Source organism: Williamsia sp. (genome assembly GCF_016462415.1).
Classification (GTDB): Bacteria; Actinomycetota; Actinomycetes; order Mycobacteriales; family Mycobacteriaceae; genus Williamsia_A.
Window position 1 is genome coordinate 24000 of sequence record NZ_JAEMTF010000021.1, and the last position, 22149, is coordinate 46148.

A 22149-nucleotide genomic window follows, 5' to 3' on the forward strand; every position below is an offset into this window, starting at 1 on the left:
CACCGTCGTCGACACGAGCGACAGCACCGCGAGGCCCATGATCGCGGCGTAGATCTGCAGCGCCGTGTCGCCCTGGCCGGATGTGTAACCGCCGCCGCCGCGTGATCCGCCCATGCCGCCACCGGGTCCCTGACCACCCGACCCCTGCCCGCCTGGTCGCTGACCGATCCCGCCCGGACCACCACCGGGCATGCCGGCTCCGCCCTGCCCGCCGGTCGGACGATCACCGGCCTGGCCCGGCGCGCCGCCGAACCCGCGCCCGCCACCCCCGGCCTGGTCCCCGGTCAGTGAGTCGAGATACCCACCGAAGGAGGCGATCTGGATGAGCAGCGGGATGATCCAATACCGCATGGGCAGATAGAACGCGACGATCACGCTCAGCACCTCGGCCAGGTAGAAGTAGCGCTCGTGCATGGCGGGCAGGAAGAACGGGACGACGAGCGCACTCGTGGTCACCGCCAGCAGGATCATGGTGTCGTCCAGCATCGGTTTGCGCCGCAAGGCGTAGAGCAGTGCGGCGACGGTCAGCACGCAGACCACACCGATCCCGACGTAGGCGATCCAGGAGACGTTGCCGCCCAACGAGATCCACTGGTACAGATTGGGTGCGCCGAGGGTGAGCTGCTTGTAGGACCCGGTCTGGCTGACGTACACCGAGAGCACTTCGCCGATCGGGGCGCCCACCAGCAACGGCGGTATGTCGAGCAGCAGCATCACCGCCGGGATGGCGAGCAGCGACCGCCACGGGATGACACGGCGCACCACCAGGAACGCCACGACCGGGATCAGGAAGATCGCCTGCAGCTTGAACGAGAGCGCCAGGCCGATGAAGATGCACGCCCACCACGGCCGCCGCCGGAGCAGGAAGTAGACCCCGCCGACGGCGAACGCCGAGTAGATGCCGTCGGCCTGGCCCCAGTACGAACTGTTCGCGACGACCGTCGGCAGGAACAGGATCATCCCGAACGCCAGGGCGCGCACCCAGAACGCCGGATAGCGGATCCCGACGATGCGGTAGGCGAAGGCGGCCAGCGCGAAGTCGAACGCGATGGAGATGCCCTTGATCCCGACCAGCGCCGGGATGTGCAGGTAGGTGAGGATCGCGATCAGGTACAGGTAGGGGTAGTTGTAGTCGGCGAACGACTCCTTGAACGCCGCGAACCCACCGTTGTCGGCGATGTGGGTGTACCAGCGGTCGAGGAACGCCGTGAAGTCCAGACTGCGGTGGTCGAGGAACACCAGCCGCAGCCCGAGGGCCGCGGCGGCGATCACGACGAGAACGCCGATCCGGACGAGGCGCGAGCGCATGGACGAGCCGGCCGCCTGCGCCGTGTCGGGTGCGGCGCGCGGCGGCGGCACAGTGGTGATGGTGGCGGGGGTGGCCATCGAATTCCTCTTTCACACGTGGTCGGTGCGGCCAGCGTGTCCGACTCACCTGAAGAGTCGGTGTGGTGTGCCCACGGAACTGCTGGGAGGTGACGGCTCGTAGGCTGGGCGGCGTGAGCACAACAACCGTTGCGGTGGCGCTCGGCAGTGGCGGTGCCAGGGGCTACGCCCACATCGGGGTCCTACAGGTGCTGGAGGAACGCGGCTACGAGATCGTGGCCATCGCCGGGTCCTCGATGGGCGCGCTCATCGCGGGCCTGCACGCGGCCGGCCGGCTCGATGAGTACACGTCGTGGGTCACCGGGCTCAACCAGTTCGACGTGGTGCGGTTGATGGACGTCTCCCTGTCGGCGCCCGGTGTCATCCACGCGGTCAAGATCCTGGACAAGGTTCGCGAGATCCTGGGTGAGGTGCAGATCGAGGACCTCCCGATCCCGTTCACCGCGGTCGCCACCGACCTCACCGCGGGCCGCGCGAAATGGTTCCAGCGCGGTCCGGTGGACACCGCGATCCGCGCGTCGATCGCCATCCCCGGTGTCATCACGCCGTTCGTGCTCGACGGTCGCGTCCTCGTCGACGGCGGCATCCTCGACCCGGTGCCGATCGCCCCGCTGGCCGCGGCCGGTGCGGACCTCATCATCGGGGTCGACCTCGGGGCGGACACCGGCGGGATCGACGCCGAGAGCCACGAGCCCGCCCACTCGGTGCCCGGCGCGATGGACATGATCCGACGGACCGCATCGCCGCTGCTCGAACGAGATTTCGTCAAGTCCATCGTCGACCGGTTCGCCGGCGACCCTGGCGCCGACGACGCTTCGGAGGTGGACCCCGACGGCGTGGCCGCGGTCGCGGAGACGCCGGAACAGGAGTCCCGGGTGATCGCCTCCCCGTCGGACGACTCGGCCCTGCGCAAACTCAGCCGCTTCACGGTGATGGACCGGTCGCTCGACATCATGCAGGAGGCGCTGGCCCGCTATCAGCTCGCCGCGTTCCCGCCGGACGTGCTGATCGAGGTCCCGCGCACCGCCATCCGCAGCCTGGACTTCCACCGGGCCACGGAGATGATCGAACTCGGTCGATCGCTCACCGAGCACGCGCTCGACGAGCAACAATCCCGTAGGTGGTGAGTGCGCACCCCGACATCGGGTTCCGGCCCCTGACGCGAGACGACTTCGGTGCGCTCGCCCGCTGGCTGGCGACTCCCGACGTCGCCCGGTGGTGGCATCAGGAATTCGACGCCGCCGCCCTCGAGCGCGATTTCGGGCCGGGGATCGACGGCGCCGAACCCGGCGACAACCTGGTCGTTCTCGCCGACGGGGTGCCGATCGGCCTGGTGCAACGGTGCCGGATCGCCGACTATCCCGAATACCTGCGCGAGTTCGAGCCCGTCATCGGTGCGGTGCCACCGACCGCCTACACGATCGACTACCTCATCGGGGTCCCGGAACTGATCGGGCGTGGCCTCGGGCCCGCGATCATCTCGTCGGTCAGCGCCGACACCTTCGACCGCCACGACGACGCCCAGATGCTGCTGGTGCCCGTGGTGGCCGCAAACCGTCGGTCGTGGCGGGCTCTGGAGAAGGCCGGCTTTCGCATCGTCGCCAGCGGAGATCTCGTGCCCGACAACCCGATCGACGACCCCGCCCACCACATCCTGCGACTCGAGCGGCCGGGGGCCGCCGCTCGGTGAACCGGTGGGTCGTCTCGGTTCAGCCGAGGTGGCGGGCGAGGAACTCGGCGGTGCGCGGGCTCGCCGGTGCGGTGAAGATCTGCTCCGGCGGACCGGACTCCTCGATGCGACCGTCGGCCATGAACACGATGCGGTCGGCCACCTCGCGGGCGAACGTCATCTCGTGGGTGGCCATCACGATCGTCATCCCGTCCGCGCGCAGACCCCGGATGACGTCGAGCACCTCACCGACGAGCATCGGGTCGAGCGCCGAGGTGATCTCGTCGAGCAGCAACACCTGCGGGTCCATCGCGATCGCGCGGGCGAGCGCCACCCGTTGCTGCTGCCCACCCGACAGCGAATCCGGGTAGGCGCCGGACTTCTCCGCCAACCCGACCCGCTCGAGCAGGGCGTGCGCCCGGGCGCGGGCGTCGGAGGTGGGGACACCGCGCGCCTTGATCGGACCGAGCGTGATGTTGCGCAGAACCGACAGATGCGGGAACAGGTTGTAGGCCTGGAAGACGATCCCGATCGAGCGTCGTACCTCGTCGACGTCGACGCGCGGGTCGGTGATGTCGCGACCGTCGAGCCAGATGTCGCCGTCGTCGAGGACCTCCAGCAGATCCAGGCAGCGCAGCAGCGTCGACTTGCCCGATCCGGACGCGCCGATCAGACAGACGACCTCGCCCTGTCCGACGGTGAGGTCGATGCCACGCAGGACGTCGTTGCCGCCGAACGACTTCCGGATCGCCACCGCGCGCAGCAACTCGGTCGTCGGTGTCGAGTCCTTCTCGGTCCCGGTCATCACAGACCACCGTCGCGACGCATCGAGCGCACCGTCAGATAGTCGGTGAGGCGGGCCAGCGGAATCGTGGCGACGATGAAGAAGCAGGCCGCGACGACGTACGGGGTGAAGACGAAGTCGCGGCCGGAGATCACCTGAGCGGCGCGCAACGACTCCACCAGACCGATCGTCGAGAGCAGCGCGGTGTCCTTCTGCAGCGACACGAAGTCGTTGAGCAGCGGGGGAGCGACCCGTCGCAACGCCTGCGGCAGGATCACGTGCCGCAGGGTCTTCCCGTAGGACAGGCCGATCGCGCGACCACTGGCCCACTGCGACGGGTGCACCGACAGGATTCCGGCCCGGATGACCTCGGCGATGTACGCGCCGTAACTGAGCGTCAGTGCGATGACACCGAGCCAGAACAGGCTCGTGGGCAGTCCGCTCAACTCGAGCGCCGGGATGCCGAAACCGACCAGCAGGACGATGAGCAGCGTCGGCGTGCCGCGGAAGATGTCGGTGTAGAGCACCGCGACGAGCTTGATCGGCGCGAGCGCGGGGCTGGGGATGACCCGGATGATCGCGACCACGAGACCGAGCACGAGGACGAACACCTCGACGACGAGGAACAGGCGGATGTTGAGCCAGAACGACCTCGCGACGTCGGGGAACGATCCCATGGCGTCGTCCCAGTCGAAGAACGTGGCGTGCACCCGGTCCCAGCCGGGGGAGGAGATCACCACCGCGATGACGACGCCGAGCACGACGACCGTCGAGATCGCGGCGATGGCGGCCCGCGTCCGCGTCCGGCGACGTCGGTACCGCTGCCGCTCGAGTTGGCGTTCGCTGAGCGGCGTCGCGCCGGATGTCACTTCAGTTCGGGAACGTTGGTCGCCTGGGTCAGCCACTGATCCTGGAGCTTGCCCAGCGTGCCGTCGGAGTTCAACGCGTCGACCGCGGCGGTGACGCACGGCGTGAGCTTGCTGCCCTTCGACAGCAGCAGTCCGAACCGTTCCTGCTCACCCTTCGTCGGCTGGAACTCGCCGACGATCGTGGCGCCGGTGATCTCCGCCGATGTCAGGTAGTAGGCGGTCGGCAGGTCGGCGACGATCGCGTCGACCTGCTTGTTCTGCAGGGCCTGCCCGGCCTTGGAGGTGTCGTCGTAGACCAGCGGCGCGGTGGTCGGCGCGATCTGGTCGATGGCGGTGAGCGAGGTGGTGGCGATCTGGGCGCCGAGTTTCGCGCCCTTGAGAGCGGCCATCGACGTCGCGCCCGCGAACGGGGAGTCCTTCAGCGTGATGATCGCCTGCGAGGCCGAGTAGTACGGGCTGGAGAAGTCCACGGCCTTGGCCCGCTGCGCGGAGATCGAGAACTGGTTGATGTCGAAGTCGAAGTCCTTCTTCCCGGGCTGGATGACCTGGTTGAACCCCGCCTTGGTCCACTTGACCTGGTTCTTCGTGAATCCGAGCTTGCCGGCCACGGCGTAGGCCACCGCCGATTCGAAACCCTTGCCGTTGGTCGGGTCGTTGTCGCTGAACCACGGCTCGTAGGCCGGGTCGTCGGTGGCGACGGTCAGCGTTCCCTTCGCCACGACCGGCAGGGTGGCGGGCTCACACCTCGACAACGACGTCGATGCCGAACCGGACGCGCCGCCGGTCGAGTCGGAGGTCGGAGAACATGCGGCGGTGAATGCGAGGGCCAACACAGCGATGGCGGCCAGGCCGCGCGAGGTCGAGATGGTCATCTGCCAGATCGTAGGGAACGGGCGGCGGTTTGGTGCAACGCCGGGCGATGGTCGACTATCGGATACATGCCGATGACGTCGAATCCGGGTCCACGATGAGACAGATCCCTCGCGGGATCTGGGTTCTGCTCGCCGCCAACTTCGTCATCGCGCTCGGCTACGGACTGATCGCCCCGGCTCTCCCGAACTTCGCCCGCAGCTTCGACGTGTCGGTCGCCGCGGCGACGGTCATCGTCTCGGCCTTCGCGATGATGCGCCTGCTGTTCGCCCCCGCCAGCGGCAAGTTGGTGTCGCTGCTCGGCGAGCGACGGATCTACCTCACCGGTCTGCTCATCGTGGCGGCCTCGACCCTGGCGTGCGCCTTCGCCCAGAACTACTGGCAGCTGTTGATCTTCCGCGGCCTCGGCGGCATCGGGTCGACGATGTTCAGCGTCTCCGCGCTGGCATTGCTCATCCGACTCTCGCCGGCGGATCTGCGCGGTCGCGTCTCCGGCTTCTTCAGCGGTGGCTTCCTCCTGGGCAACATCACCGGCCCGCTCATCGGTGCGGCGCTGGTGAGTTACGGCCTGCGCCTGCCGTTCGTGGTCTACGCCGTCGCCCTGCTGATCGCCTCGGCGGTCGTGGCCACCCAGCTGCGCGGGGTCGGCGGTCGCCCGGTCGCCGGTTCCGGGCCGGTCATCGACCCCATCGGTTTCCGGGAGGCCCTGCGGGACAGAACCTATCGGGCGATTCTCGCCTCGAGCTTCACCCAGGGTTTCGCCAGTCAGGGCGTGCGGGTCGCGCTCGTGCCGCTCTACATCGTCTACGGACTCGACGAGTCCAGTGCGTGGTCAGGGGTGGTGCTCGCGGTCTACGCCGCGGGCAACGTCGCGTCCATCGTCGTCGCGGGCCGACTGTCGGACCGCTACGGCCGCAAACCGATCATGCTGCCCGGCCTCGCCCTGATGTCGGGTGCGACGCTGGTTCTCGGCTACAGCGGATCCCTGTGGCTGGCCGGGGTTCTGAGCTTCGTGGCCGGCACCGGGTCGGGTCTGTTCGCCCCCACCCATCAGGCGGCGCTGGCCGACCTGCTCGCCAAGCGCGGTCAGGGTGGCACCGCGCTCGCCGCGTTCCAGATGATCTCCGACGTCGGCGCGGTCAGCGGACCGATCCTCGCGGGGTTGATGGTCGACCACGCAGGCGGTTACGGTCCGGCGTTCCTGCTCACCGGCGCAGTCCCGCTGGTGGCCTTGGCGTTGTGGTCGGTCGCCCGGGAGACCGCCCCGGTGCGCACGGGGGAGGCGGTCGACACGCCCGTCATCTCCGCGGTCCCACCCGCGCCCGACTGCGACGCGACGATCGAGCCGCCCCGTCGGTGAGCGGCGACGCGCCGCGCCGACGATTACCGTGTTCGCATGAGTGATCAGAGCGGATCTGCCATCGATCCCGGATCGGCGCCACCTCTCGGTGCGAATTCCGAGGTGGGCCGGCTCCGCAGCGTGATGTTGCACCGCCCGGGTGACGAGCTCCGTCGGCTGACCCCGCGCAACAGCGACCAGCTCCTCTTCGACGGGCTGCCCTGGGTGGACCGGGCGCAGGAGGAACACGACACGTTCGCACAGGTGCTGCGCGATCACGACGTCGAGGTGTTGCTGCTCGGCGACCTGCTGCGCCAGACCATCGAGCTCAGCGGAGCCGCACGGATGCAGGGCATCGCCGCGGCGGTCAACGCGCGCCGTCTCGGGCATCACCTCGCCCAGGAACTCGCGGGCCACCTGCGCACCCTGGCGCCCGCCGACCTGGCCACGATCCTCATGGCGGGCATGACGTTCGACGAGATGCCCGAGAGCCCGGCCGCGGCGCGGGCGTCGCTGGTGCGCCGGATGCATCACGGTGTGGAGTTCGCGATCGACCCGCTACCCAACCTGCTGTTCACCCGGGACAGCTCGTTCTGGATCGGTACCCGGTTCGCGATCACCACCCTGGCGCTGCCCGCGCGGATCCGCGAGACCTCGTTGACCGACCTGATCTACGCCCACCACCCGCGGTTCCGGGGGGCCCGTCGGGCGTACGAGTCGCACAGTGCCCCGATCGAGGGCGGCGACATCCTGCTGATGGCGCCGGGGGTGGTCGCGGTCGGTGTCGGTGAGCGGACCACGCCCGCGGGTGCGGAGGCGCTGGCGCGCAGTCTGTTCGACGACGGACTCGCACACACGGTGCTGGCGGTCCCCATCGAACAGCGTCGCGCCTCGATGCACCTCGACACGGTGTGCACCATGGTCGACACCGACGCGGTGGTGATGTATCCGGTGATCCAGGACTCCCTGTCGGCGTTCACGATCCGGATGGACGACGGGGCGCCGACCGTCTCGGGACCGGCGCCGTTCGTCGAGGCAGCCGCCGACGCCATGGGTATCGGCAAGCTCCGGGTCATCGACACCGGACTCGATGCGGTGACCGCCGAACGCGAGCAGTGGGACGACGGCAACAACACCCTGGCGATCTCGCCCGGCGTCGTGGTGGCCTACGACCGCAACGTCGAGACGAACCGTCGCCTGCGGGATTCGGGCATCGAGGTCCTGACCATCGCGGGCAGTGAACTGGGCTCCGGCCGGGGTGGTCCGCGCTGCATGTCGTGCCCGGTCGCGCGCGATCTGCTGTGACGGGGCGTCGATGAACATCACCATTGATCCGGATTCCGCCGAACCGCCCTACGAGCAGGTGCGGCGGCAGGTCATCGAGCTCGTCGGCAGGGGCGAGTTGTTGGTGGGTTCGAAACTGCCGACCGTGCGCGCCCTCGCCGCGGAGCTGTCCATCGCACCGAACACCGCGGCGCGGGCCTACCGCGAACTGGAGACGGCCGATGTCATCGAGACGAGGGGGCGCAACGGGTCGTTCGTGAAGGCGCGATCTGATTCCGCGGCAGCGAGAGCGCAGCGCATGACCGTGTCGCACGTCGCTGAGCTCCGAGGGATGGGCATCGACGACCATGCGATCGCCGAGATGATCGCGACCGCGTTGAAACGCCCCTGAGCTGCGCCTGAGCGCTGACTGAGAGGCGCCTGAGGCCGACCGGTGCGCACTGTGACTGTTACGAGTCGATGTCCATTCGTCGACTCGTTTGAATGTCTGAACCAAAGCCTGCGACAGTAAAGGGATGGTTACGACTACAGAAACTCGGTTGTCAGGGGATGGTGGTGACACCGGAACCCGTGATCCACGGTCATCTGAGCCCAGCGCGCTGCGCGTGGACTTCGTCGTCTTCGGCGTCACCGCCGCCCTGATCGTCGGGTTCCTGATCTGGGGTCTGGTCGACAAGGCCGGCCTCAAGGACGTGACGGCCAACATCCTCGGTTGGATCACGGACAACCTCGGGTGGATGTTCATCCTGTCGGCCACCGGGTTCGTGTTGTTCGCGATCTTCCTGGCGGTCAGCAAGTACGGCAAGATCCCCCTCGGTCGCGACGGTGAGAAGCCCGAGTTCAAGACGATCAGCTGGATCGCGATGATGTTCAGCGCCGGCATGGGCATCGGCCTGATGTTCTACGGCGCCAACGAGCCGCTGACGCACTTCGTCAACGCCCCTCCCGGCAAGGAGGGACAGAACGTCGGCGTGGCCATGGCCACCACGATGTTCCACTGGGGCCTGCACCCGTGGGCGATGTACGCCGTCGTCGGACTCGCCATTGCCTACAGCACCTACCGCTGCGGACGCGGGCAGCTGATGAGCGCGGTTTTCGCTCCACTGCTCGGCGACCGCGCCAACGGGTGGGGCGGCAAGGTCATCGACATCCTCGCGATCTTCGCGACCCTCTTCGGAACGGTCGCCTCGCTGGGACTCGGTGCAGCCCAGATCGGTTCGGGCTTCGAGGAACTCAACATCGTGGGCGAGTCCGGCAAGCTGCTGCTCGTCGCGATCATCGCGGTCCTCACCGCGGCCTTCGTGGCGTCGGCCGTCTCCGGTGTCGCCAAGGGCATCCAGTGGTTGTCCAACATCAACATGGTCCTGGCGATCGTGCTGGCGGTGTTCATCTTCGTCGTCGGGCCGACCGTCTTCATCATGAACGTGGTCCCGACCTCGATCGGCACCTATCTCAACGAGATCACCTCCGACGCCGCACGATCGGGCGCGAGCACCGACGCCGCCGGCCAGGAATGGCTCGCGGGCTGGACCATCTTCTACTGGGCTTGGTGGGTCTCCTGGACCCCGTTCGTCGGAATGTTCCTGGCCAAGATCAGCCGCGGTCGCACCATCCGCGAGTTCGTCCTCGGCGTGATGATCGTGCCGTCAACGGTGTCGCTGGTGTGGTTCGCGATCTTCGGCGGTACCGCGATCAATCAGGAGATGAACGGAAAGGGCCTTTCCAACAGCCCGAACGAGGAATCGCAGCTGTTCGACATGCTCAACAACCTGCCGTGGGCGGGTATCGCCTCGGTGCTGGTCATGCTGCTCGTCGCGATCTTCTTCGTCTCCGGCGCCGACTCGGCGTCACTGGTGATGGCGACGCTGTCCGAACGCGGCCGACCTGAACCGACGAAGAAGGTGACGGTGTTCTGGGGCGTCCTCACCGGTGCCGTGGCCGCGCTGCTGTTGTGGGTCAGCGGCGACGACGCGCTCCAGGGCATCAAGACGATGGCGATCATCGCGGCGCTGCCGTTCGTGATCGTGATGATCCTGATGTGCGTCTCGCTGTACAAGGATCTGCGGCGCGATCCGCTGATCCTCGCGCAGAAGCACCGCACCGACGGACTCGAGGACAAGCTGCGCGTCCACGCCAACACCATCGCGGCGACCGACGACACCAACGACGTGTTGCCGTCCGATGATCTGCCGGTCGACGAGTCGCTCGTCGCCGCCGATCCGTCGGGGGACGCGCGCCCGGGCAGCACCAGCTGAGCTGTCGTAGAACAGGAGCCACTCGCGAGCCGCATGGTTCGCGAGTGGCTTTTTTTCGTTCTGCTCACCTTCTTGTTCTCCGTGCGAACAATTGGTACTGTTCAGTACCAATTGGGGTCGGGACATCTCAGGGAGTTGGAAATGGTCACACCACGTCGCTCTGCCCTCCTGTCCGCCTGCGGTCTGGCCGCGGCCATGGGTATCGGTCTCGGGGCTGCCCCCGCCTCGGCCGCACCGGTGACGGTGTACTCACCGCCCTCGCTGCTCAGCGCACCGGCAATCGACATCCTCTCCGCGACGGTGGATTACGAACGGTCCACCGGATCGCTCTCGGCGACGATCTCCCTGCGTGGGGCGCCGGTGCCGCTGGCCAACGGCGGGCCGGGCTATTCGGTGGTTCTCTACGGCCCCCAGAAGTACATCGGTGGCGGTGCGGTGATCGCGTTGTCGTCGGTGGGTGTGCCCGGTGATGCGCGCCTGGAGGTCAGTCGCGCCAACGACGGGATCACCACGTCGGTCCCGCTACGCCTTCGCTTCGTCGGGAACCGCGTGCAGTTCACCGCCACCGATGACCGTCTCGCCGGCCTCGACGTGCGGTACTTCGACATCCAGTCGACCAGGACCCGATCACCGGAGCCGGGCAGCTTCTTCGGGATCGACGGGATGTACGGTCGCACTCTGCGCTGACCCGTGGGATCGGGGGCGGTGTCTCCGCGCGCGTTATACGGTTTGATGCAGAGCCGTGTCACGGGCCGGCGGATTCCGACACCCACAGAGGACGACCATGATCGAGTTCGAGCGGGTCTCGAAGACATATCCGGACGGAACGGTCGCGGTCGACGAGTTGGATCTGACCGCACCGAGCGGCGAGATCACGGTTCTCGTGGGTCCGTCCGGGTGCGGGAAGACGACCACGATGCGCATGGTCAACCGTCTGATCGACCCGACCGCGGGTCGCATCACCCTCGACGGCACCGACACCGCGTCGATCGACGCCGTCACGCTGCGCCGCCGTATCGGGTACGTCATCCAGAACGCCGGACTGTTCCCGCATCGAACCGTCGTCGACAACGTTGCCGCCCTGCCGCGACTGCTCGGCGGCGGCAAGAAGCAGACCCGCGCCGCGGCCATGGACCTGCTCGAACGGGTCGGACTCGACGCGACGTTCGCGAAGCGGTACCCATGGCAGCTCTCCGGTGGACAGCAGCAGCGTGTCGGCGTTGCCCGGGCGCTGGCCACCGACCCGCCGTTCCTGCTGATGGACGAACCGTTCAGTGCCGTCGACCCCATCGTCCGTGCGCAGCTACAGGACGAGTTCCTGCGGCTGCAGAGTGACATCTCGAAGACGATCATCCTCGTCACCCACGACATCGACGAGGCCCTCAAACTCGGTGACCGCGTCGCGGTGCTGCGACAGGGCGGGCGGCTGGCCCAGGTCGCGACACCCGCCGGACTGCTCGAGGCCCCGGCCGACGAGTTCGTCGCCGACTTCGTCGGCAGCACACGGGGATACCGCTCACTGGGCTTCCGATTCGGAGACGATGAACTCGTCCCGCAGGCCGAGCTGTCGGTGACCGTGGGCGAGCCGATCAGCGGGATCGACGGACGCTGGGTTCTGGCGATCGACACCGGCAACCGACCCATCGGGTGGGTGGACGTCACAGCGGTCGGGGCCCGACCGGTCCAGTCGCATGACATCAACCTCGCCGGCACGGTCGCACGCGCCGACAGTCCACTGCGTGAGCTGCTCAACTCGGCGCTGTCGAGCCCCGCGGGCCGTTGCGTGATCGTCGACGACGACGGGGTGCTGGTCGGCTCGGTGACCGACACCGACGTGTTGGCCGCGATCCGCCGGGCCCGTGCGAGCGAGGGGGCGGCGTGAACAAGATCGTCGACTGGGTCGGCGACAACTACGGTTTGGTGTGGTCGCTGACGGTCAGCCACATCTGGCTCACGCTGATCCCCACACTGATCGGCCTGCTCATCGCGCTACCGCTGGGCTGGTGGGCGTATCGCTCGCGACGCAGCTACACCCCGATCGTCGGGATCGCGGGCCTGTTCTACACGGTGCCGTCGCTGGCGTTGTTCATCTTTCTCCCGCCGGTCATCGGCACGAAGATCCTCGACCCCATCAATGTCGTTCTGGCGCTGACGATCTACACCGTTGCGTTGCTCGTGCGGGTCGTCGCCGACGGACTCGCCTCGGTGCCCGTGGACACCGTTCTCGCCGCACGCGCCATGGGGTACCGCACCTGGCAGATCCTGTTCCTGGTCGAGCTGCCGGTGGCGGTGCCGGTGATCAGCGCCGGACTCCGGGTCGCGGTCGTGTCGAACGTGTCGATCGTGACGTTGGCCGCCCTGCTCGGCATCTCCCAACTCGGGTCGTTGTTCACCCAGGGGCTCCAACTGCAGCTGTACGGTCCCCTGGTCTCCGGCGTGGTGATGTGTGTGGTGCTCGCGGTGATCTTCGACGTGGCGATCCAGGTGGCCAACCGACTCGCCACACCCTGGCGTGAACGGATCGTGACCTCGTGAACGTGCCCGGCTGGTTCGCCGACAGCGCCCACTGGACCGGACCGGACGGCGTGCCGGCCCAGGTCGGACACCACCTCGTCTACACGCTGCTCGCACTGGGCATCTCGCTCGTGATCGCCGTGCCGCTCGGGATGGTGGTCGGCTACACCGGGCGCGGCGGGGGACTCGTGGTGGGTTCGGCCAACGCCCTGCGCGCACTTCCGACCCTTGGCGCCCTGGTGCTGCTGTTCCTGCTGATCTCCTCGAGCGTCAGCGGTCAGGCGGTGTATCTGATCCCGACGACCGCGGTGCTCGTATTGCTCGGCGTGCCACCGATTCTCGCCGGTACCTACGCGGGCATCCAGAACGCCGACTCGGGAGCGGTGGGCGCGGCCCGGGCGATGGGCTACACCCGCGCCCAGATCCTGATGCGAGTGCAGCTCCCGTGCGCGCTGCCGCTGATGCTGTCCGGGATCCGCAGCGCGACACTCCAGATCGTCTCGACAGCCACCGTCGCGGCCTATGTCGGCCTGCAGGGCCTCGGGCGGTTCATCCTCGACGGGCGCGCCGAGGCCGATTTCACCAAGATGACCGCAGGCGCCCTGCTCGTCGCGGTTCTCGCGATAGCGTTCGAGGTGTTGTTCGCCCTGATCGGCCGATTCACGATCTCGCCCGGCCTGCGACGTCCCGAGAAATCATCGACTCGCTCCCGACCCTCACCGGCGATCCCGGTGCCGGCGCCGGGCACGTGAACCGGCACCAAACCTGCATCCACACCGACATCGCAGTACCCAGCGTCACCACACCGAGGAGAACCGTAATGAAGAAGACCACCCTGGTCGCGGCAGCCATCGCCGCCGCGAGCGTCCTGACCCTGTCGGCGTGTGGCGGCGACCCACTCAACAGCAGCACCGACCAGTCGGGTTCGTCGGGCTCGCAGATCATCATCGGCTCCGCGGATTTCACCGAGAGTCAGCTCGTCGGTGAGATCTACGCACAGGCCCTGCAGTCCAAGGGTGTCGCGGTGAAGACCCAGTTCAACATCGGTAGCCGCGAGGTCTACTTCACCGCGCTCAAGGACTCGTCGATCGACCTCGTCCCCGAGTACACCGGAGCGCTCCTGAAGTACCTGGACGAGAAGTCGACGGCCTCCACCCCGCAGGCGGTGGACGCGGAGCTCACCCAGAAGCTGCCCGAGGGCATCGTCGGTCTCACGCCCTCGCCCGCCGAGGACAAGGACGCGATCTGTGTCACCCAGGACACCGCGTCGAAGTACAAGCTCGCGAAGGTGTCCGATCTCGCGCCGGTCGGCGGAGAGCTGGCGCTGGGCGCGGCGCCGGAGTTCAAGACCCGCGTGCAGGGTGTGGTCGGCCTCAAGGATGTCTACGGCGTCACCTTCAAGAGCTTCGTACCGCTCGACGCCGGCGGCACCCTCACGATGAACGCACTCACCAGCGGTCAGGTCCAGGCGGCCAACCTCTTCACCACCGACCCGGGTATCGCCAAGAACAAGCTGGTGGCCCTGGCCGACGACAAGTCACTGTTCTCGGCGCAGAACGTGCTGCCCGTCATCAAGAAGTCGAAGCAGACCGACACCGTGACCACCACGCTCAACGCGGTCTCGGCGAAGCTGACCACCGCCGACCTGATCACCCTGAACGGCCAGGCGGCCGACGGCACCAAGCCGGCCGACATCGCCAAGCAGTGGCTGGCGGCCCATCCCGTCTGACGTCGCAGCGATCGCGCCCGTGGCTTCGGCTTGATGTAGCTCGAAGCCCATGCGAGGGATGCAATACTGCGAGGAATCACATCCGGTCGGGGAACGCTCACAGGAGTACGCATGTCTCACACTGCACGTCGTTCGGTCGTCGCCGCTGCGCTCGGGATCGCCGTGGCCGTGGGCGCCGGGGTGTGCTCGGCCCCCGCGTCCGCGGCGCCGGTCACCATCTCGTCACCGGCCAAGCCCGGGGCGAAGAAGAGCACCGACATCCGTTCGGTCACGCTCGACTACGACCGCGCACGGGGGCGGCTGGCGGTGACGCTCGTGATGGCGGGCGGGATCACCCCGGGACCGGGTGAGGGGCCCAACTACTCGGTCCTGCTGTTCGGTCCGCGTAACGCCACCGGCGGTTTCGGGCAGTCGGTTCTCTCGATGCTCTCGCTCGGGTACCCGGCCAACGGCTCGCTCGTGGTCAACCCGCCCGGCACCGCGGTCGACGAACTGGTGCCCGTCGACGTGAAGTATCTCGCCAACCGGGTCGAGTTCCGCGCGGCCGACGACAAGCTCAAGAACCTGCCGCTGCGCTACCTGCAGGTGCAGACGAGCATCGACCGCATCTTCATCGCGAGCAACACCGCGACGACCGACGCGATCTACGGACGGTTCATCGGAGCACCGGCTCGCCCGTAGTCACCTCCACGCAGATCGGTGGCAGTTCCTCCCGCCCAGCGGGCAGAGCTGCCACCGATTTTCGCGTTCAGCGCCAGCTGGGGAGCCACATCTGCAGGTTCCACATGTGCAGTGAGATCGGCTGGCCGGTCAGGATCGGCCACAGCCAGATGAAGTTGGTGATGACCAGGCCGATGTACACCGAGGCGAGAACCACCCCGAGCATGCGTCGCTCCCGGCCGAACGTCCGCCATCGCCCGTCGGCGCCGAGAAGATCTCCGACACACAGCGCCAATCCCATGATCAGAAACGGTGCCATCGCGGCGGCGTAGAAGAAGTACATCTGCCGGTCGAGGTTGAGGAACCACGGCAGGAACGACGCCGCGTACGCGACGATCACGACCGCGTAGCGCCAGTCGCGGCGGAGCAGGAACCGCCACAGGCCCCACAGCAGCATCGGGAACGCGAGCCACCACATGGCCGGCGTACCGATCAACATCTGCACGCGGATGCACTCGCCGCCGCCGCACTTGTCCGGACCGTTCTGGACCGCGTAGAGCATCGGGCGCAGCCCCATCGGCCACGTCCATGGCTTCGACTCCCACGGGTGGTGGTTGCCCGCCGAGTTGGTCAGCCCCTCGTGGAACTTGAGGATCCCGGCCTCGTAGTACCAGAGCGACCGGAGCGCGCCGGGCACCCAGGAGAACGGGCCGTCGTAGCCGATCGAGTTGCCGACCTCGTAGCGGTAGACCGAGGTCTCGCTGGCGAACCACGGGGCGAAACTGCCGAGGTACACCAGGATCGGGACCACGCCGAGGCTGAATCCGGACGGTATGACGTCACGACGCAGCGTGCCGATCCACGGCCGCTGCACGTGATAGGCCTTGCGATTGGCGATGTCGGAGCCGATGGCCAGGAGCAGGAAGAACAGCACGAAGTAGATGCCGGACCACTTCGTCGCACATCCGAGTCCGAGCAGAACCGCGGCACCGAACCGCCACCAGCGGAACCCCAGGCGGGGCCCGAACGGGGAATCGGCCATGCGGCCCTCGGTCCAGACCCGGTGCAGACGGGAACGCATCTGGTCGCGGTCGGCGACCAGGGCGGCCAGGCCGCCGAGCACGAAGAAGATCTGGAAGATGTCGAGCATGCCCACGCGTGACGACACGAACGTGACGCCGTCGCAGATCATGAAGACCGCGGCGACCGCGCCGATGAGCGTGGAACGGCTCAGCCGTCGCGTCAACCGGAACACGATCAGCACCATGATGGTGCCGACGACCGCCGAGGCGAACCGCCATCCCAGCGGGGTGTAGCCGAACAGTCCCTCGCCGACCGCGATCAGCCACTTGCCGACGGGTGGGTGGACGACGAGTCCGTAGGCCGGGTTGTCCTCGATCCAGTTGCCGCCGGTGAGAACCTGCCATGCCTGCGGGACGTAGTGCTTCTCGTCGAACACCGGGGTGCCGCCGTCGGTGGGGACGTTGAGTCCCCAGAACCGGGTGACGGCTGTGATGGCGGTCAGGACCGCCGCGACGATCCACCCGCGCCGTGTGTCGGAGGCGCCGAACACCGGGTCGGGGACGCGGGGGCCGGGGGCGTCACCGAGGTCCTCGGTCGCGCCGAGGTCGTCGTCGGAGCCGTACAGCCGGGCGGGTTCGACCTCGTCGAGCGGGTACTCCCACGCCGTGGCGCCACCGGTGCGTCCGTCGCCGGACGCCGGATCGGCGGTGTCGTGAATCGACGGGGCTGCGGTCACCCGATCAATCGTAGGCTGTCCGATGATGACGATCACGGATGACAGTGCTGCGGGCGCGCTCCCGGGCAACGGGCGGCTGGTTCTCGCGGCCACCCCGATGGGGCAACGCGACGATGCGTCCCCGCGACTACGCTCCGCTTTGAGCACCGCCGACGTGATCGCCGCCGAGGACACCCGCCGGGCGAAGTCGCTGGCGAGCGCACTCGGGGTGACCATCGGCGGACGGGTGGTGAGCTACTACGACCAGGTGGAGGCGCAGCGCACGCCTGCTCTGGTCGCCGAGATCACGGGAGGCGCGACCGTCCTGCTGATCACCGACGCGGGCATGCCGTCGGTCAGCGATCCCGGCTACCGACTGGTCGTGGCCTGCGCCGATGCCGGTCTGGCGATCACCTGTCTGCCCGGGCCGTCGGCGGTGACCACCGCGCTCGCCCTCTCGGCGCTGCCGGTGGAGCGGTTCTGCTTCGACGGGTTCGCGCCGCGCAAGACCGGGCAGCGTCGGGCCTGGCTGGGCGAATTGGCGGAACAGCCTCGCACCGTCGTCTTCTTCGAATCCCCGCATCGACTCGCCGACACTCTTCTCGACGCGGTGTCGGTGCTCGGCCCGACCCGCCGGGCCGCGGTGTGCCGCGAACTGACCAAGACCTACGAGGAGGTCAAACGCGGAACGCTCGACGAACTGGCCCGGTGGGCGGCCGACGGGGTGCGCGGCGAGATCACCGTCGTGATCGAGGGCGCGGTGCCCGTCGAGCAGGACCTCAACACCCTGGTCGGACAGGTCCAGGCGCTCGTGGACGCGGGCGCAGGCCTCAAGGACGCCTGCGCGCAGGTGGCCGCGGCCACGACGACGGGTAAGCGCGAGCTCTACCAGGCCGTGCTCGACAGTCGCTGAGGAGTCAGGACGCCGCGGACGTCAGCGAGATGATGCTCGCGGCCTTGTCGAGGCACTCCTGCCACTCGCGGTCGGGGTCGGAGTCGATGGTGATGCCTCCGCCGACGCCCAGCGCTGTCGTCCCGTCCGGCTCTATCTCCACCGTGCGGATCGCGACGTTGAGGTCGAGATCGCCGTCGGGCGTCGCCACACCCACCGCGCCGCAGTAGACCCCGCGGGCCGTCGTCTCCCACTGCCGCAGGAGCTCTCGCGCGCGGATCTTCGGGGTCCCGGTCACCGACCCCGGCGGGAACGTGGCCTCGATCAGCGCGTCGTTGTCGATGCCGTCGGGCAGTGTCGCCGCCACCGTCGAGACCAGATGCCAGACGCCCGGCGCCGGGTGCACGACGAGTAGTTCGGGCACCGTGACGGTGCCGGGGACGGCGAGCCGACCGAGGTCGTTGCGCACGAGGTCGACGATCATCACGTTCTCGGCGACGTCCTTCACCGACGACAACAGCGACGCCGGGTCCGCGCTCGACGGCACCGTGCCCTTGATGGGGCTGGAGGTGACCGTGCGGCCGTGGACGTGCAGGTAGGTCTCCGGGGAGAACGATGCGACCGCGCCCCAGTCGCCGGCGACGTAGGCCGCCTTGCGTGGCCGCATCGACTCCACGCCGGCGACGAAGTAGTCGACCGCTCGCCCGGTCAGGTCTCCGGTGAATCGGGTGCAGACGCACGCCTGGTAGATCTCCCCGGCCGCGATGGCCTCGAGACATGAGCCGATGGCGGTGTCGTGGGGCGCACGCGGGGGAGTGGTCCATCGGGTCGACCACGACCGGATGGGTGGGTCGTCCACATCGTCGGTCACGCAGGCGCGCAACCAGTCCGGGCACGGCGAACCGGTGACGTCGTGGTGAAACCATCGGCCGTTCTCGTGGGTGAGCATGTCCGGCGAGACGCCGCCTACGACCGCGGGCAGTGCGGCCTCGGCCAGACGATCCGGGTAGGCCAGGTATCCCGCCCAGAATCCCATCGGGTCGGTCGGCGGTCGGACCCCCTCCCGCACGTCGACCGACGGGACGATCACGGCGTCGCCGCCGAGCCAGTCTCCGACGAACCCGGCGGGACCGGGGACACCGTCGACGACACTACGGTCGTGCAGCGCGGTGAGCAGTGCGCTCGGCGATCGGCCGGGCCCGAGATCGGTGACCCGGGAGGCCATCTCAGTTCTTCTTGGTGTCGTACCGGGGGAAGACGGGAGACGGGGCAGGCAACGTGGTCCCCGCCACGACTCGGTTGCCGATGGCGTCGAACGAACGGTTCTCGACCGGGATCGCCAGCAGGTCGAGCAGCGTGCCACCGGAGGTCGGCATCACCGGCTGCACCAGGACGGCGACGATCCGCACGACCTCGGCGCACACGTAGAGCACGGTGCCGGTGCGGTCGAGGTCGGTCTTGGCCAGCTTCCAGGGTTCCTGCGCGGAGATGTACCGGTTGGTCTCGGCCAGGACCTCCCACAGGGTCTCGAGCGCGAGATGCAGTGCCTGCTGGTCGAATTCGACGCGCACCCGCGCGAGCAGCCCGTCCGCCCGCTCGAGCAGCGCGGCGTCGTCGGCGGTGAACTCGCCCGGGGTCGGCACGACGTGGTCGAAGTTCTTGCCGATCATCGACAGCGACCGCTGCGCCAGGTTGCCCAGCTCGTTGGCGAGGTCTGCGTTGATCCGGGACACGATGGCGTCGTGGCTGTAGGACCCGTCCTGGCCGTAGGACACCTCCCGCAACAGGAAGTAGCGCAGGGGGTCGAGTCCGTACTCGTCGACGAGGGCGTACGGATCGACGACGTTGCCGACCGACTTGCTCATCTTCTCGCCCTTGTTGAACAGGAAGCCGTGGGCGAACACGCGTTTGGGCAGCTCGATCCCGGCGCTCATCAGGAACGCGGGCCAGTAGACGCAGTGGAACCGGACGATGTCCTTGCCGATGATGTGCAGATCGGCGGGCCAGTACTTCTCCAGGGTCGCGGTGTCGTCCGGGAAGCCGACGCCGGTGAGGTAGTTGGTCAGCGCATCGACCCAGACGTACATCACGTGCGCGTCGTCGCCGGGAACGTCGACACCCCAGTCGAACGTGGTGCGTGAGATCGACAGGTCGCGCAGGCCGCCGCGCACGAAGCTCGCCACCTCGTTGCGTCGCGTCAGCGGTCCGATGAAGTCGGGGTGGGACTCGTAGTGTGCGAGCAGTTTGTCCTGGTACGCCGACAGTCGGAAGAAGTACGACTCCTCCTCGGTCCACTCGACCGGCGTTCCGGTCTCGGTGGCCACGCGGGTGCCGTCGTCGCGGACGGTGAGGTCGCCGTCGGTGTAGAACGCCTCGTCGCGCACGGAGTACCACCCGGCGAACTTGTCGAGGTAGATGTCACCGTTGTCGGCCATCCGCTGCCAGATCGCCTGCGACGCGACGTGGTGGTCGGCGTCGGTGGTGCGGATGAAGCGGTCGAAGCTGCTGCCGAGAGCGAGTTGTAGCTCACGGAACGCGGCGGCGTTGCGGTCGGCGAGCGCGCGCGTCGCGATCCCCTCGGCCGCGGCGGTCTGCTCCATCTTCTGGCCGTGTTCGTCGGTGCCGGTGAGGAATCGGACGTCGAAGCCGTCGAGTCGCTTGAACCGCGCGATGGCGTCGGCCGAGATGTACTCGTAGGCGTGCCCGATGTGCGGCGCGCCGTTGGGGTAGGCGATCGCCGTGGTCACATAAAAAGGAGTCTTCGCTGGGGGTGCCATGGTGCGCCCAGCCTATCGGGGCTGCTCCACCGGATTCGTGGCCGCCTTAGGGTGATCGCATGACCGACGGCGAGGCCCGGGCACGGCAGCGGTTCGCGCAGGCTCCGGTGGCGCGGTTGGCCACGGTGTCCGAGGAGGGTTTCCCGCACCTGGTGCCGGTCGTGTTCGCGGTCGACGGTGACACCGTCTACACCGCCGTCGACGGCAAACCGAAGTCCGGAGCACCGCTGCGTCGGCTGAGCAACATCGTCGCGAACCCGAACGTCAGCCTGCTCGTCGACCACTACGACGACGACTGGAACGCACTGTGGTGGGTGCGGGTGGACGGAACCGCGGAGGTTCACCACACCGGGGCGGCCGTCGAGCGGGCGCACGGGCTGCTACGCGCCAAATACCCTCAGTACGAGACGGTCTCGCTCGACGGACCGGTCATCGCCGTCACGGTGCGTCGGCGGAGGTGGTGGCACGGGCGAAGTTCGCCATGAGCTCGCCGGTGATCTGCGGCCACAGTGGCTCGGGCAGGTCGTGGCCCATACCGTCGATCAGGACCAGCTTCGACCCGGAGATCGCGTGTGCGATCGCCTTACCGCCCGACGGGCGCATCAGACCGTCGGCCTTGCCGTGGATGACCACCGCGGGAGCGGTCACCGCGCGTGAGTACTTGCGCAGGCTCCCGCTGCCCATCACCGCACTGGTCTGGCGAAGGATCCCGGCCGGGTCGTGTGAGCGGTCGTGGTACGACGCGGCCAGCTCCCAGGCCTCGTCGTCGCTCAGCGGGTAGCCGGGGCTGCCGATGGTCTGCAACGCCTTCGCCGAACCGGCGATGTAGTCCTCCCGGGTCGCGCCCTTGCCGGGGCCGGACAGCAGCGCGAGCAGCTTGCGCGGATCGGGTGGCGGCAGCAACGCCTGCAGGGTCGACGAGAACAGGATTGCCAGCGACGAGACCCGCTCGGGGTACTTGCCGCCCACGACCTGGGCGATCATCCCGCCCATCGACGCACCGACCACGTGGGCGCGCTCGATGCCGAGGTGGTCGAGGACGCCGATCGCGTCGGCGGCCATGTCGACGACCGTGTACGGCACGGTGCTGCCGAGGCCGAGCTCGGTCTTGATCAGTCGCGGCAGGATCGAGCCGGTGACGCGGACTCCGTCGAGGTGCGTCGACAGGCCGATGTCGCGGTTGTCGAACCGGATGACGCGGTAGCCCTGGTCGACGAGGACGTCGCAGAATCCGGTGGGCCAGACCGTCAGTTGTGCGCTCAGGCCCATGATCAGCAACACGGGCGGGTGCGTGATGTCGCCGATGTCCTCGTAGTAGATGTCGAGGTCGCCGACGTGTGCGGTTCCGGTACGGAGTTGGCTCTCACTCATCGCTCCGACGAT

The 22149-nt window shown here is 68.1% G+C and carries 22 protein-coding genes; 14 read left to right on the forward strand and 8 right to left on the reverse strand.

The annotated features are described in order from the left end of the window. The coding region (locus JHC79_RS07745; protein ID WP_296389579.1) for a glycosyltransferase 87 family protein at nt 1-1386 on the reverse strand (1386 nt) is incomplete at its 3' end. Between the two features lie 113 nt (nt 1387-1499). Between JHC79_RS07745 and JHC79_RS07750 the strand changes: the two genes are divergently transcribed. Both JHC79_RS07750 and JHC79_RS07755 read left to right on the forward strand, forming a co-directional pair. Further along, complete coding sequence (locus JHC79_RS07750; RefSeq protein WP_296389580.1) at nt 1500-2513, forward strand: patatin-like phospholipase family protein; 1014 nt, start codon at nt 1500-1502, stop codon at nt 2511-2513. Next, nucleotides 2507-3076: a GNAT family N-acetyltransferase gene (locus JHC79_RS07755; RefSeq protein ID WP_296389581.1), complete on the forward strand. Its 570-nt coding sequence runs from the start codon at nt 2507-2509 to the stop codon at nt 3074-3076. Before JHC79_RS07750 ends, JHC79_RS07755 begins: the two co-directional genes overlap by 7 nt. A 19-nt stretch (nt 3077-3095) precedes the next feature. Here the strand turns inward: JHC79_RS07755 and JHC79_RS07760 are convergent, their stop codons facing one another. The 3 genes from JHC79_RS07760 to JHC79_RS07770 are packed head-to-tail and all read right to left on the reverse strand — an operon-like array spanning nt 3096 to nt 5580. After that, nucleotides 3096-3860: an amino acid ABC transporter ATP-binding protein gene (locus JHC79_RS07760; RefSeq protein ID WP_296389582.1), complete on the reverse strand. Its 765-nt coding sequence runs from the start codon at nt 3858-3860 to the stop codon at nt 3096-3098. Further along, nucleotides 3860-4708, reverse strand: coding sequence for an amino acid ABC transporter permease (locus JHC79_RS07765; protein WP_296389583.1), 849 nt, complete (start codon nt 4706-4708; stop codon nt 3860-3862). The genes JHC79_RS07760 and JHC79_RS07765 overlap by 1 nt, the downstream gene beginning before the upstream one ends. Further along, complete coding sequence (locus tag JHC79_RS07770) at nt 4705-5580, reverse strand: ABC transporter substrate-binding protein (protein WP_296389584.1); 876 nt, start codon at nt 5578-5580, stop codon at nt 4705-4707. The genes JHC79_RS07765 and JHC79_RS07770 overlap by 4 nt, the downstream gene beginning before the upstream one ends. 95 nt (nt 5581-5675) lie before the next feature. Here JHC79_RS07770 and JHC79_RS07775 point away from each other — a divergent pair, with 95 nt between their 5' ends. The 10 genes from JHC79_RS07775 to JHC79_RS07820 all read left to right on the forward strand — a co-directional run bounded on the left by JHC79_RS07775 (nt 5676) and on the right by JHC79_RS07820 (nt 15380). After that, entirely contained in the window at nt 5676-6938 is a 1263-nt protein-coding gene (locus JHC79_RS07775) for an MFS transporter (RefSeq protein WP_296389585.1), read from the forward strand. 36 nt (nt 6939-6974) lie between these two features. Further along, a complete protein-coding gene (gene arcA, locus JHC79_RS07780; protein ID WP_296389586.1) occupies nt 6975-8222 on the forward strand; it encodes an arginine deiminase in 1248 nt (415 codons plus the stop codon). A 10-nt stretch (nt 8223-8232) separates the two neighbouring features. Continuing rightward, nucleotides 8233-8592, forward strand: coding sequence for a GntR family transcriptional regulator (locus JHC79_RS07785; protein WP_296389587.1), 360 nt, complete (start codon nt 8233-8235; stop codon nt 8590-8592). 208 nt (nt 8593-8800) lie between these two features. Beyond that, entirely contained in the window at nt 8801-10456 is a 1656-nt protein-coding gene (locus tag JHC79_RS07790) for a BCCT family transporter (protein WP_296389608.1), read from the forward strand. A 141-nt stretch (nt 10457-10597) separates the two neighbouring features. Beyond that, entirely contained in the window at nt 10598-11143 is a 546-nt protein-coding gene (locus JHC79_RS07795) for a hypothetical protein (protein WP_296389588.1), read from the forward strand. A 97-nt stretch (nt 11144-11240) separates the two neighbouring features. Beyond that, nucleotides 11241-12338 carry an ATP-binding cassette domain-containing protein gene (locus JHC79_RS07800; protein WP_296389589.1) on the forward strand — a complete coding sequence of 366 codons (1098 nt, stop codon included), beginning with the start codon at nt 11241-11243 and terminating at the stop codon, nt 12336-12338. A gap of 5 nt (nt 12339-12343) precedes the next feature. Continuing rightward, the gene (locus JHC79_RS07805; protein WP_366782458.1) at nt 12344-12991 is read left to right on the forward strand and encodes an ABC transporter permease; all 648 of its coding nucleotides are present in this window, start codon (nt 12344-12346) and stop codon (nt 12989-12991) included. Then, nucleotides 12988-13722, forward strand: a complete 735-nt coding sequence (locus tag JHC79_RS07810) for an ABC transporter permease (protein WP_296389591.1) — start codon at nt 12988-12990, stop codon at nt 13720-13722. The genes JHC79_RS07805 and JHC79_RS07810 overlap by 4 nt, the downstream gene beginning before the upstream one ends. 68 nt (nt 13723-13790) lie before the next feature. Beyond that, a complete protein-coding gene (locus JHC79_RS07815; RefSeq protein ID WP_296389592.1) occupies nt 13791-14699 on the forward strand; it encodes an ABC transporter substrate-binding protein in 909 nt (302 codons plus the stop codon). Between the two features lie 111 nt (nt 14700-14810). Continuing rightward, nucleotides 14811-15380 (forward strand): hypothetical protein, encoded by a 570-nt coding sequence (locus JHC79_RS07820; RefSeq protein WP_296389593.1) that lies wholly within the window; start codon nt 14811-14813, stop codon nt 15378-15380. A 67-nt stretch (nt 15381-15447) separates the two neighbouring features. Here JHC79_RS07820 and JHC79_RS07825 read toward each other — a convergent pair whose 3' ends face one another. Next, the gene (locus tag JHC79_RS07825; RefSeq protein ID WP_296389609.1) at nt 15448-16932 is read right to left on the reverse strand and encodes a phospholipid carrier-dependent glycosyltransferase; all 1485 of its coding nucleotides are present in this window, start codon (nt 16930-16932) and stop codon (nt 15448-15450) included. Nucleotides 16933-17143: 211 nt separating this feature from the next. Between JHC79_RS07825 and rsmI the strand changes: the two genes are divergently transcribed. Further along, nucleotides 17144-18010: a 16S rRNA (cytidine(1402)-2'-O)-methyltransferase gene (gene rsmI, locus JHC79_RS07830; RefSeq protein WP_296389594.1), complete on the forward strand. Its 867-nt coding sequence runs from the start codon at nt 17144-17146 to the stop codon at nt 18008-18010. Nucleotides 18011-18014: 4 nt separating this feature from the next. Here the strand turns inward: rsmI and JHC79_RS07835 are convergent, their stop codons facing one another. Both JHC79_RS07835 and metG read right to left on the reverse strand, forming a co-directional pair. Continuing rightward, nucleotides 18015-19214, reverse strand: a complete 1200-nt coding sequence (locus tag JHC79_RS07835; protein WP_296389595.1) for an aminodeoxychorismate synthase component I — start codon at nt 19212-19214, stop codon at nt 18015-18017. 1 nt (nt 19215) lies between these two features. Then, complete coding sequence (metG, locus tag JHC79_RS07840) at nt 19216-20766, reverse strand: methionine--tRNA ligase (RefSeq protein WP_296389596.1); 1551 nt, start codon at nt 20764-20766, stop codon at nt 19216-19218. Between the two features lie 59 nt (nt 20767-20825). On the opposite strand from metG, the gene JHC79_RS07845 reads away from it, so the two are divergent. After that, nucleotides 20826-21251: a TIGR03668 family PPOX class F420-dependent oxidoreductase gene (locus tag JHC79_RS07845; protein WP_296389597.1), complete on the forward strand. Its 426-nt coding sequence runs from the start codon at nt 20826-20828 to the stop codon at nt 21249-21251. Here JHC79_RS07845 and JHC79_RS07850 read toward each other — a convergent pair. Further along, nucleotides 21205-22137, reverse strand: a complete 933-nt coding sequence (locus tag JHC79_RS07850) for an alpha/beta hydrolase (protein ID WP_296389598.1) — start codon at nt 22135-22137, stop codon at nt 21205-21207. The genes JHC79_RS07845 and JHC79_RS07850 overlap by 47 nt on opposite strands. Nucleotides 22138-22149 lie beyond the last annotated feature (12 nt).